Source organism: Cyanobacteriota bacterium, from assembly GCA_025054735.1.
In the GTDB taxonomy this organism is placed as follows: Bacteria; Cyanobacteriota; Cyanobacteriia; order SKYG9; family SKYG9; genus SKYG9.
In genome coordinates this window covers 1-11,756 of the sequence record JANWZG010000068.1, presented here as the reverse complement: position 1 = coordinate 11,756, position 11,756 = coordinate 1, and the positions used below count along the sequence as shown (strand labels likewise).

At 47.9% G+C, this 11,756-nt stretch carries 13 protein-coding genes; 9 read left to right on the top strand and 4 right to left on the bottom strand.

Going from position 1 to position 11,756, the window contains the following annotated elements; translation table 11 throughout:
- Together NZ772_05145 and NZ772_05140 are read right to left on the bottom strand one after the other, a co-directional pair.
- Positions 1 to 85 (bottom strand): sugar phosphate nucleotidyltransferase (locus tag NZ772_05145; GenBank protein ID MCS6812945.1); only part of this gene is annotated, 85 nt, incomplete at its 3' end.
- Between the two features lie 164 nt (positions 86 to 249).
- Positions 250 to 1,104, bottom strand: a complete 855-nt coding sequence (locus NZ772_05140; protein ID MCS6812944.1) for a segregation/condensation protein A — start codon at positions 1,102 to 1,104, stop codon at positions 250 to 252.
- Positions 1,105 to 1,427: 323 nt separating this feature from the next.
- On the opposite strand from NZ772_05140, the gene NZ772_05135 reads away from it, so the two are divergent.
- On the top strand, positions 1,428 to 2,270 hold the full coding sequence (locus NZ772_05135) for a diguanylate cyclase (protein ID MCS6812943.1): 843 nt from the start codon (positions 1,428 to 1,430) through the stop codon (positions 2,268 to 2,270).
- A 50-nt stretch (positions 2,271 to 2,320) separates the two neighbouring features.
- Here the strand turns inward: NZ772_05135 and NZ772_05130 are convergent, their stop codons facing one another.
- Positions 2,321 to 2,644, bottom strand: coding sequence for a DUF1825 family protein (locus NZ772_05130; protein ID MCS6812942.1), 324 nt, complete (start codon positions 2,642 to 2,644; stop codon positions 2,321 to 2,323).
- 312 nt (positions 2,645 to 2,956) lie between these two features.
- Here NZ772_05130 and NZ772_05125 point away from each other — a divergent pair, with 312 nt between their 5' ends.
- The 3 genes from NZ772_05125 to NZ772_05115 are packed head-to-tail and all read left to right on the top strand — an operon-like array spanning position 2,957 to position 5,592.
- Complete coding sequence (locus NZ772_05125; protein MCS6812941.1) at positions 2,957 to 3,763, top strand: MotA/TolQ/ExbB proton channel family protein; 807 nt, start codon at positions 2,957 to 2,959, stop codon at positions 3,761 to 3,763.
- Between the two features lie 29 nt (positions 3,764 to 3,792).
- Complete coding sequence (locus NZ772_05120) at positions 3,793 to 4,497, top strand: biopolymer transporter ExbD (protein ID MCS6812940.1); 705 nt, start codon at positions 3,793 to 3,795, stop codon at positions 4,495 to 4,497.
- A gap of 54 nt (positions 4,498 to 4,551) precedes the next feature.
- Entirely contained in the window at positions 4,552 to 5,592 is a 1,041-nt protein-coding gene (locus NZ772_05115; protein MCS6812939.1) for an adenosine deaminase, read from the top strand.
- A 145-nt stretch (positions 5,593 to 5,737) separates the two neighbouring features.
- Here the strand turns inward: NZ772_05115 and NZ772_05110 are convergent, their stop codons facing one another.
- The gene (locus NZ772_05110; GenBank protein ID MCS6812938.1) at positions 5,738 to 5,959 is read right to left on the bottom strand and encodes a Calvin cycle protein CP12; all 222 of its coding nucleotides are present in this window, start codon (positions 5,957 to 5,959) and stop codon (positions 5,738 to 5,740) included.
- Positions 5,960 to 6,413: 454 nt separating this feature from the next.
- On the opposite strand from NZ772_05110, the gene NZ772_05105 reads away from it, so the two are divergent.
- The 5 genes from NZ772_05105 to atpD all read left to right on the top strand — a co-directional run.
- On the top strand, positions 6,414 to 7,634 hold the full coding sequence (locus NZ772_05105) for an FIST C-terminal domain-containing protein (GenBank protein ID MCS6812937.1): 1,221 nt from the start codon (positions 6,414 to 6,416) through the stop codon (positions 7,632 to 7,634).
- A 163-nt stretch (positions 7,635 to 7,797) separates the two neighbouring features.
- Complete coding sequence (locus NZ772_05100) at positions 7,798 to 8,187, top strand: hypothetical protein (protein MCS6812936.1); 390 nt, start codon at positions 7,798 to 7,800, stop codon at positions 8,185 to 8,187.
- 53 nt (positions 8,188 to 8,240) lie between these two features.
- A complete protein-coding gene (locus NZ772_05095) occupies positions 8,241 to 8,657 on the top strand; it encodes a biopolymer transporter ExbD (GenBank protein ID MCS6812935.1) in 417 nt (138 codons plus the stop codon).
- Positions 8,658 to 8,670: 13 nt separating this feature from the next.
- A complete protein-coding gene (locus tag NZ772_05090) occupies positions 8,671 to 10,578 on the top strand; it encodes a glycosyltransferase family 39 protein (GenBank protein ID MCS6812934.1) in 1,908 nt (635 codons plus the stop codon).
- Between the two features lie 178 nt (positions 10,579 to 10,756).
- On the top strand, positions 10,757 to 11,756 hold a 1,000-nt coding region (gene atpD / locus NZ772_05085; protein ID MCS6812933.1), incomplete at its 3' end, for a F0F1 ATP synthase subunit beta.

Sequence of the window (11,756 nt, the reverse complement as noted above, 5' to 3'; positions counted from 1 at the left end):
AGATTGGAATCAAGGGCTTAGGGATTGTATAAGTAATCGGACGCACCCGAGTACCTTTACCTGCTGCCAGAATCATTGCTTTCATACGTTAGTCCTCTAAAACCCTTTGATGCAGGATTTAGCTACCTAATGGCTATCCACAAACCAACACTCTGACAATACTCCACGGGGACAGGAGTCACCGTTGTTGGTTCACTGTGAATGTAAACATTATCGTCAAACATCTACTAGTTCAGTCCTTTTGCCAATTTAATCAGGCAGGGCTTGCCTGACTTCATTAGCCAAGATACGAACTTTGAGTTCCTGATAAAACTCTTCTTGCAACAACTCTACCCTAGACTGAGCGGATAAGAACAGTAGTGCCCAAAATACGCTGACCCGATCGCTCATACTGACCTCTCCGTTGGGGGCTTCATCGGTTGCATGTCCCCGGTGTTTTGGTGCCCTGGGTGCTCCTTGCCACTGACTCCAACGGGCTAGTAACGTTTCAAAACCCAGCCATTCTTGGTCTTGCCCTTGGGTTAATTCTGGCCAATGGTTTGTAAGGAAATAGTCCAGGGCAGCAACTGTATCCAGCAAGTTTTCTTGGTGAGCAAGCTGAGCGATCGTTCGGATTGCTTGGCCTCGTGGATGTGGACGAGGACGGCGTGTGCGCACTCGTGTCGGCTGTTGATCGATAGCAGCCTCAATTAGCTTCAATTGGTCAATCAACTCTTGAAGGGTTACACGACGCTGCTGGGGAGGTCGTGCTACAGCCCGTCGCTGCAGTGTAAGTTCCAGTGCTGGAGGTAACGCTGCTAACATTTCTCCAGCCTCCATAATCTCATCAGCATTTAACTCTTCTGGGGTTTCAGGGGCATTAGATCGCGCGAGACTATCTGCCTTAAGCAACACCAACATAGACGCATACAGAAATGCCTGTCCTGATTCGGAGAGACTTTTCTCGTATAAAGACCTATCTGTACCCATGCTAGGTACGGGCGTAAGGTTGCTCAAAAATCGATCAATAACGTCAATAACCTGTACATCCCAGGGATCAATTTCCCCCATTTCTGCCAAGTCAATTAGCAGGGCAATGGCATTTTGGGCGAGTGATTGGGACATAGGTACGATGAAATAACAGTTGTCGATTGGTAAGGGAGCTTACACGTCTAGCACATGGCTGTGATGAATATCATGATGGGTTGTAATCACCTGTGAACTGTCTGTTTTACTCATGCTGTCAGATTTAAATTCATGATTGTGACCTGAAGGCGCTGAGAACATCAAGCAGTTAGTTTAGGTCAGTTTATGGTCAAGCTAAGTCTACGAGCTAAGTGAGGTTCAAATCTCTACTAACTGTTATATCCCTGAAGGGGTGGCAATTAGACAACTTTGGGCGAGCATCAACAACTAGCACCAACCTGTAATGATGACTGTAATTCCCTATGGACGACTGTTCACAAGAATTAGCTAGGCTGCGTCAACAAGTAGAAACACTGAGTCGAGAAAAAGCTGAGCTCGAATGTGTATTGGAAACCGTTATTGCCCACAGTGATGTGATCGAGCGCCAGCTTTATCAGACTAACCAGTCACTCCAGAATGAGATTGTTGAGCGGCAGCGAGTAGAAGCCAAATTACGAGACTTCTTACAGTCCATATTGCAAGAAAAAGCTGACCTAGAACTTATTTTGGACACAGTTAACATTCATGGTGACAATATGATGGAGTTTCTATATGAAAAATTTTTGGTGACTGCTAAAGATGCGTCAACAGATGCCTTAACCCAACTTTCAAATCGACGGTGTTTTGATGAATACTTACACCGAGAATGGCGTCGTCTAGCTCGAATTAATTCACCGCTGACATTATTAATTTGTGATGTGGATTATTTCAAGGCGTACAACGACACCTACGGTCATACCATGGGTGATCAGTGTCTGCAACTGGTCGCTCAGGCAATTCGTAGCGTTGTGAACCGCTCAGCAGACCTAGTAGCCCGATACGGAGGTGAAGAGTTTGCTGTGATCCTACCTGAGGTATCCTTAGATAGCGGCAGACAAGTTGCTGAAAAAATTCAACTGGCGATCGCACAACTGTGCATCGCCCATTCTGGATCCAACATCCACCCTTATGTCACTCTCAGTATTGGTGTATCGTGCCAGATTCCCACATCAGAGCTAACACCTCTTCAATTGACTATAGCGGCTGACCGTGCTCTATATTTGGCAAAGCACCAAGGCCGCAATTGCATCGTTTGCTATGAAGAGGGTAGGCTCTCTTCAAGCTAAAGTTCAGTCAAAAATTTGGACAAGGAAGCACGAGTGCATCTATGGCTGTACTACGGCTGGCGCTCTAGTTCAGACTTCATGCGCTCTAGGGTAAGGTTCATCTGGTCAAACATCTGCTGCGGAGTAATACCAAATTGACTTAACTGAGTTTTAAGCTGCTCGATCGTCATCTGAGCCATGAAATCTTCTGACAGTTCAAACCGCTTCATAAAAATACGGTAGCGATCCATCAGTTGTTCCATTTGCTCAATGAACAATTTCTTACCTTCCCGATCAAACTTGCCATAGCTAGAGCCTAGCTGCACAAGGGACTGATAGTCCTCAAACAACTGCTTCGCTTCTTTCTGAACGATTTCAGACTCGAAGAATCCCATCTCTAAATTCCACCAGCTATTCCAAGCAATACCTCTAACAACTGACAACTGAAGTTTTTACTACAGAGCATACGCTGCATCGTTGTTTGATTCTAATTGTAGGAGATCTATTCAAAGACACTCAAATGTGGATTTCCGTCCCATTGCCGTAATTGCATGACTGACTGTTCTTACAACCAGGTTCACTTTGGCTTAAAATGGCGTAGGTTTTGTTGACAACGCCCGTACACTGAATAATCTGAACTACTTCAGAGTTAAGCTATGGTGTGCCATGTAACGTGCTAATGATTGAGGGAGGTATAGTAGCAAACCATGAATATCACGGAGCTATTTCAGAAGGGCGGTGTTTCAATGTGGCCTCTGTTGTTCCTCTCCGTGCTATCACTGAGTGTGGTGATAGAGCGGCTATGGTTCTGGTTTGGCATCCTAACGGAAGAGAAAGAGATTGTAGAGCGGGTGCTAGAAGCAGTTCGGCGTAATTGGCTAGATGCTAGGGAAATTGCCCGACGGTCTTCGGATCAGCCGATCGGTCGTTTTCTGTACACACCTCTGCAATTAGCGAACCCTGATCCTGAAGCATTTAAGTTAGCGTTAGAGGCATCGGCTGATGAGGAGTTAGCAGCTATGCGCCGGGGTGAAAAAATTTTAGAAGCAGTCATCGCCTTGGCACCACTGTTGGGATTGTTAGGCACTGTCATTGGTCTGATTATTTCACTGCGATCAATTACCCTGGGGGAAATTGGCACTGCATCCACTAAAGGTGTTACTACTGGCATTGGAGAGGCGTTAATTAGCACGGCTGCTGGGTTGATTGTTGCTATCTTTACGGTTGCGTTTTATCGACTGTTCCAAGGCTTCATTGTTGGACAGGTTAAAGTATTCCGGAAGGTTGGCAATGACCTAGAGTTGATGTATCGGTTACATTGGGCTAAGACTGGAGAATCACCTCTGGCAGTACCGATGGTTCCTGGGCAAGAGTCCTATGCTCTCTCAGGATCCCAGGAAATGGCTGTTCATGGTGAAAGAGGTAACGATCGCTTGGACGGCACAGATGCTTCTAGTGTTAGTTCAGTTCCTCCAAGCTTGCCAGCAGACTATCCCAAGACGTGGGATGACTAAATCCGTAACCCTAGTGTAGGTTAAGCATCATGAAGATCAATCTAGACGGCAATGCGGATGATGTGCGGATTGAAATTCTGCCCCTAATTGACGTTATTTTCTGCATCTTGACATTTTTCATCCTGGCAGCCTTACAGTTAACCCGTCAGCAAGGTATTGCTGTAGATTTGCCCAGCGCTACCACAGGGGTGCCACAAATTCGGCAAGTGTTTGTAGTCAGCGTTGACGCACTTGGACAGGTTTATGTTGATCAGCAACCTGTAACCATTGAACAACTAAAACAGCAGGTGGTGGGCTACAAGCAACTTAATCCTGAGGGGATGCTGGTGCTCTATGCGCCACGCAACGCTATTTATGATGATGTCGTTACTGTTTTAGATTTGCTCCGCTCGATTGGGGGCGACCGAGTAGCGCTAGCTACAGTACCCACTGTTAATCAACCTACTATTTCCCCAGCTATTCCCAATGTTCCTGGTCTGTCAACCACTCCACAGCAGCCAGGAGCGGTGCCGGGGGTTACACCTCCCGGATCTCCAACTATGCAGCCTGGAGATAATTTGCCTCTTGTGCCGAATCGAACTGTGCCTGCTAACCCCCAAGAAGCACCACCTAGTCCGCAAGTAGTTCCAGATGGTAGACCAAGCGGCACAATCCCTGGCATTAGCCCTAGAACATCACCTCTTAGTACACCTGGAGCGCCTAGCACTCCTAGAACCCAGTTACCATTACCTTAATCCTCGCGGAATTGATATTCTGCGCTATTCTAAGAAATAAACTGAGAGGTGACCGTGACTCTATACGCTGAGCTTCATCGCCATTTGGGGGGTTCGGTGGTACCCCGGGTTCTCTGGCGCTATCTATACCGCAATCAATCCCCGCTAGTAGAGCGATTTTCTGAGTATGCCGACTTTGAAGAGTTTTATACTCGACCACGATCGACATTGGATGAGTACTTAGAGTTGCATACCTTGGTTGAGAGTGTGCAGACGATTGATAGCTTGCCCTACTTTATCTATCGTCTGGTGCGTGGTGCCTATGTGTTTGAAAATTTGGCATATCTGGAACTACGCTACACACCATACCTGCGCACACCACCGGAACTAGAGCAGTCTCGGCGGATTGACTTGATGGCAGAGATTGTAGAAGTAGTGGGCAAGGCTAGCCAGATTCAAGAGTACCCGATCGTAACTAGTCAGATTCTTTGTATGCATTCTCGATTGCCCTACGATGTTAACCGGGCACTTGTCGACCTCGCTGCACAAATGCCGCATTATGTCTGCGCAATCGACTTAGCTGGAGGAGATATCCACTATCGCGATCGTCTCGACGAATTTATATCGTTATATGCTTATGCACACTCGTTAGGACTAAAAACTACAGGGCACTTGTATGAAACTAAGGATGGCTGCTATCCAGAACTGTTACCTTACCTAATGCGCATTGGTCATGGCATCCAGATTCCATTACACTATCCGGAGCTATTACCATCATTAGCGTCTAGCCATCAGTGCTTAGAGGTTTGCCCTACAACCTATCTGAAAACAGGTACCCTAAATGATCTTTCTCAGCTCAAGGTTGTGTTCGATCGTTGCTTCGACGCAGGTGTAGAAATTGCCATCTGTACCGATAATGCAGGCTTGAACAATGTGCGCTTGCCCTTTGAGTACGAAAGTCTCTTAACACATGACATCATTGGGTTTGAAGAGTTGCGGGCCTGTCAACAGGCAGCTTTTCGTCATGCCTTTGCTTGGCCCCATCCCCATGGCCCCAGTGATTTGTTGACAGGTTTGTTGCAGGGGTCGCAGCCCGCATTGTCGATTGCCAGATAACTCAGAGTAGCCATACGTTGCGTGCATTGTGCTCTGAGTAGTTGCTCAGCTATACCTTAAAAAACACGGAGACGCAGTTCTCTGCGTCTCTAACTACAACTGAATCAGTTGGCAACCATAAACTTCAACAGAACCAGTTAACTGCTTAATTGTCGTAAACTCGACACTCAGCCGCTTCGGGGTTGTCAGAGCAAAACTCTTCTAGAGAGTTCTTAGGCTTAACCTGTCTCTGATGAGACGCTTCGGCTTGCAACTCCTCTACTGCATCCCAAGCAGCAGCACATGCAGCAGAATCGCCGCCTTCAGTGTCGCAGACCCTGCGAGCATTATCTAACTCTTCTTGAACTTTTGCTTGAATATCACTCATAGTCCAGATAATCCTGCCTTGTTTCTAACAATTCATCAGTGTTACACGACTGCGCAGCTAGAAAGCTGTATCAAGCGCTATTTTTTAAGGTTTGCACGGCTTACCTACACTAGGCGCAGCTTAATATCTTGTTACATAGCCATGTTAGCTTGATATGGAGCAACGTGACAGGTGATGAATCTACAGACATTGGTCGTTATGAGGTAGAGTTAACCGTACAAGCCTGATGAATGAAAGGCTGGCTAGCTGTCTTACTAGACTGTGGCCATCTGGGCTGAACACGTTAGAATTTTATTCTATGGGCTGGGCCAGCTTATTGTATCTGATTGACTAGCAAAGGGGCTAATTCGGCTAGGAGCTTAAGTCTGTGCAGGCACTGCCTGAAGCTTTATAGTCTCGTTTAGATTGTCCTAGCTCGGGAGATATTGATATGGTAAATGCTGCTACAAGTGAAATGAAGTGGGTTAGTACGCTGTCAACTCGTCCTTCGTTGGAAGCAGCAGTCAATGATGTCGTTGAGCAAGCTCAGGCTCTGCTGCAAGCACCAGCAGACTTAGCAATTCTCTTTATCTCAGCAGCTTTTACTAGTGAATACCCTCGTCTGATGCCATTGCTGGAGGAACGTTTGAGGGTTCCGGTGCTGATTGGCTGTAGTGGAGGAGGAGTAATTGGTATGAATATGCAGGGAGAGGCCCAGGAAGTTGAAGACTACCCAGCCCTAAGTCTTAGCCTTGCCTATCTACCCGGTGTGACGGCAACTCCATTTCATCTGATGGGTGATCAACTTCCTGACTTAGACAGCCCCCCCGATCGCTGGATTGATCTCATAGGCGTAGAGCCTGCACAGCAACCTAGCTTCATATTGTTGGCAGATCCATTTTCATCACGGGTCAACAGCCTTTTGGAGGGGCTAGATTATGCTTACCCTAACTCAGTCAAAATTGGAGGCTTGGCAAGTGCAGGCACGGGAAATGGCAGTAGCCTATTTTGTAATTATTGTCACCATCAGGAAGGTGTCGTTGGTGTAGCTCTTACTGGCGATATTGTTGTGGATGCAATCGTGGCTCAGGGATGTCGGCCAATTGGGCATCCCCTCCGGGTGACCGAGAGTGAGCGTAACATTCTCCTAAGGCTGGAAATGGATGCTGACGATGTAAAGGAGGGTAAATCACGAGTTCCCCTTGAGGTGTTGCAGGAAATGTTTAGTGATCTCAGTGAAGATGATCAAGAGTTAGCCCAGAATTCCCTATTTATTGGATTGGCTCGCAGTGAGTTCAAGCAGCAGCTAGAACGTGGCGATTTCCTTATTCGGAATCTGATTGGGGTAGACCCTAAGGCAGGTGCCATTGCTATTGGCGATCGTATTCGCCCTGGCCAGCGTGTGCAGTTTCACCTGCGAGATGCCCGTACCTCAGCAGAAGACCTAGAGGTATTGTTAGCCCGCTATCAACAACAGCACAAAGGGGCCTCTATAGTGGGAGCGCTGATGTTTTCTTGCTTGGGACGAGGTGAGCGCTTGTACGGTGCGCCTAATTTTGATTCTGGCCTATTTAGCCGTTACATTCAGAATGTGCCCTTGAGTGGCTTTTTCTGTAATGGTGAAATTGGCCCAGTGGGAGGCAGCACGTTTCTGCATGGCTACACTTCCGTATTTGGGATTTGCCGACGACCGTAGGCTGCTGATCGGTCACCTACACCTCTTCATTTCCTGAGAAATGCCGTTAGAATCAGAGGGGACTTGGCTAACTTGGTAGTAGACTTGGGAGCCATGTCATCTACTGCTAGTTGCGCCACTGCATAGTCTACATTCTCTCTGTCAACGGGATATTGAACTTACTATGAACCCTGAGAACTTAATGGAATTGGTGCAAAAAAGCTTTCGAGTGACTGTAGGTGCTACAGCGTCTTTGTTAGAGACATTACAAGATCCTCAGAAGCGCCAAGAAGTCACCTCTAAGTTGCAATCTGAGTGGAGCCAGCTCGCTGATGAATTAGCAGAAAAAGGAGCCATTACCGAACAGGAGGCTCGCCGATTTGTCGATTCATTCCTAGCAAGACAACGAGACAGTAGGTCATCTAGCACTGCTAATAGCCAGCCTTCAGAGCCGATTCCAACTACGGCAGTCCCTGTCTCTGAGCCAAGTATGTCTGATGTTCAAGCTGAATTGCAGGAATTAACCGCTCAACTCGCTGCCCTACGAGCAGAGTTAGAAAGCTTGAAGCCGTAGCTGTAAGGTTGTACCTTGAGTGAGAGCTATAACTTTGTGGAGCCAGTTTAATCATGCGCTTGCCGGATGAGCCTGAGTTGCCCCCTCAAATCAATATCGTGCCGATGATAGACGTTATCTTTGCAATTTTGACGTTTTTCATCCTGTCTACATTGTTCTTGACGAGGTCTGAAGGGCTACCAGTGAACTTACCTAAGGCTACCAACACTGTTCAGACTCAGGCATCAGAAACTGGCCGAGTAACAGTGACGATCGCGCAGTCGGGTGAACTAGCCCTTGATCGTCAACCTGTAACCCTAGATACCTTAGATCAGCGGGTGAGAACTTTAGCCACAACCAAACAGCAGCTAGTAGTTATTCTGAATGCAGATGAGGCAGTACCTCATGGCAGGGTCGTTGCCGTGATGGATCGCCTACGGGGGATTGACGGAGTGAAGTTGGCGATCGCTACCATTCGTCCACAACCCTGAAGCAGCATACAGTATGGCTACGCTCCTAATCTTGGTGTCGTTTTTAGCAACGGTTGCCAGCTTTGTTGTCAGTGGCTCTAGCGGCGTAAGGAGTGCTTTCCTCAAGGCCAGTATTTTGCATGGGCTAGTAATTGCCATCAGCACTGAACTTTTTAGCGCTAGTCGAGCGTTCAATGTTGGCTGGGTAGTGTGGCTATGGAGTCTAATGGCGCTTGTTAATAGTTTGCTATTGGTAAGAATTTGGCGACATACTCTATCGCCTGCCTTCACCCAAGGACTCATGAATCTGCGCCATCATTTCCAGCAGCAGCCCTTCATGGCTCGGCTCTCTATGCTAGTGGTGGGATTAATCCTAGGGTTTTCGCTGGTGGTCGCGATCGTAGCTCCGCCTAACAACTACGACTCGCTAACCTATCACATGCCCCGTGTCATTCATTGGATCCAAAATCAGACCGTTGCCCACTACCCTACTCCCAACCTGCGTCAGATTTCTTTTCCGCCCTTTTCTGGCTATGCGATCGCCCATTTGTATCTGCTAGCTGATGGTGACTATTTCGCCAACATGGTGCAATGGCTATCCTTTTTGGGCTGTGTTATCGGCACGTCGCTCATTGCCCATCACTTGCATACCAACGAAAGCCTAGCTGCCCTAGTCTGTGCTACTGTCCCCATGGCAATTTTGCAGTCCATGACCACCCAAAACGACCTAGTGGTGTCGTACTGGTTGGTGTGCTTTGCTTATTTCGTCCTGAGCAGCGAAACCTACAGCCACGCAGATTGGTTGTGGCTAGGGGGATCAATCGGCCTTGCCATCCTGACCAAGCCCACGGGCATTATCTTTGGAGCACCGCTGGTGGCGTTACTGGGGTATCGCGTTTGGGGAGGCGTAGACCAATGGCGTAATGGACTGCGACTGCTCCAGGGAATAGCTGCATCGCTAGTCGTAAGCTTAGTGGGCTTGGCACTATCTTTGCCTAGTTATGGACGTAACATCCAGACGTTTGGGAATCCTCTCGGAATTGATGGTGGCACACGCAATGACTGGCTTGGTTTGGTTCCTCTACTGTCCAATGGGCTTAAAGTTATTGCCTTAAACATGCCGATCGCTGGACTGTGGAACCTAGTCCGAGCTATCCATACCAACATCCTTAGGTTAGATGTCAACGACCCACGCACCAGCTTAATTAACGGAGGCGCCTTTAACCCTGACGAGGTTGGGCTATGGCGCTTGTATCTGCCTGTAGAAGATTTTGTTGCTAACCCGCTCCACCAAGTATTGCTCCTGCTGGCATTAGCAACTATAGCCATTGCAATGTGGAATCAGCGACGATCGCGTTCCCCTCAATTCGCTAACCTATGGCAGTTGACTATGGCTGTAGTCACTGCTTTCTTGCTGTACTGCCTACTCTTAAAGTGGCAAATCTGGGCAAACCGGTTACTACTGCCAGGGTTTATGTTAGCGGCTCCAGTTATTGCCTATTGGCTAGACCATTACGTGGTCAGGCTTTGGCGACAAATCATTACAGTAGTACTAGGTCTAGTGGCGATTGCTTACAGCCTCACGGCGCTGCATCGCCCTATCATTCCATTGCCCTTAGGGTCGATCGGCATTTATCAACCTGGTTCCATTCTGACGCTAAATCGCACCTACCTCTACTTCAACTATTTGGGAGTAGCTGGTTCCCAGCAAGGAATTTACCGAGCTTATCAGGCCCTAGTGGCACCAGTCAGGCAACAACGCTGTGCGTTTGTTTCTCTAGAGACCTCTGGAGACACTCCGGAGTATCTGGTCTCAGCCATGCTGAAGGCAACAGGAATTTCAGGGGTAAAGCTTAGCCACGTCAATGTAGCAAACGAATCCAGTCGATTACCGCCAGAGTTTCCACCTGAAAGCAGTTGTCTTTTGCTCAAGCTAGGGTAAGTATCAATGTTGCGATCGTCAACAAATAATCAATCCCAGAGCCTTTTGTAAATTTCCAGTGCACTGATGCGATCCCGATAGTGATAAGCTAAGTAGCGGTGAATTAATGTAAAGTCCTGGGTTAATTCGAGAGCTAGCAGGCACATTCATACGCAAGAGGCTTAACTAAGGTATACACATGGTTACCACAGCAGAACGAACAAATATCGGTTACATCACCCAAATCATTGGCCCCGTTGTGGACATTAAGTTTCCCAGCGGTAACTTGCCTAAGATTTACAATGCTTTGAGCATCAGTGGTACGAATACAGCGGGTCAGACGGTTAAAGTGACTTGTGAAGTGCAGCAATTGTTGGGAGACAATCAAGTCCGCGCCGTAGCAATGAGTAGCACCGATGGCTTGATCCGTGGAATGGAAGTCGTAGATACTGGTGCTGCCATCAGTGTGCCCGTAGGAACTCCAACTTTGGGTCGTATCTTCAATGTACTGGGCGAGCCTGTTGATGAAAAGGGTGATGTTGACCGCTCTCAGACCATGCCCATTCACCGTCCTGCTCCTAAACTGACGGATTTAGAGACTAAGCCCTCAATATTTGAAACGGGAATCAAGGTGGTTGATTTGCTGACTCCCTATCGTCGGGGCGGCAAGATTGGGCTATTCGGTGGTGCTGGTGTGGGCAAAACCGTGATTATGATGGAGTTGATTAACAACATTGCAACTCAACACGGTGGCGTGTCTGTGTTTGGCGGCGTGGGTGAGCGTACCCGCGAGGGCAATGACCTCTACAACGAAATGATTGAGTCTAAGGTAATTGACGAAGAAGATCCCAGTAAGTCTAAAATTGCTCTGGTCTATGGTCAGATGAACGAGCCACCAGGAGCACGGATGCGGGTAGGTCTGTCAGCATTGACCATGGCGGAATATTTCCGGGATGTCAACAAACAGGATGTGTTGCTATTTATCGACAACATTTTCCGGTTCGTGCAAGCTGGTTCTGAAGTGTCGGCACTGCTCGGTCGGATGCCTTCGGCGGTAGGTTATCAGCCAACTCTGGGTACGGATGTGGGTGACTTGCAAGAGCGAATTACCTCTACTACTGAAGGTTCGATTACCTCAATTCAGGCGGTATATGTGCCAGCAGATGACCTAACTGACCCAGCACCAGCCACGACTTTTG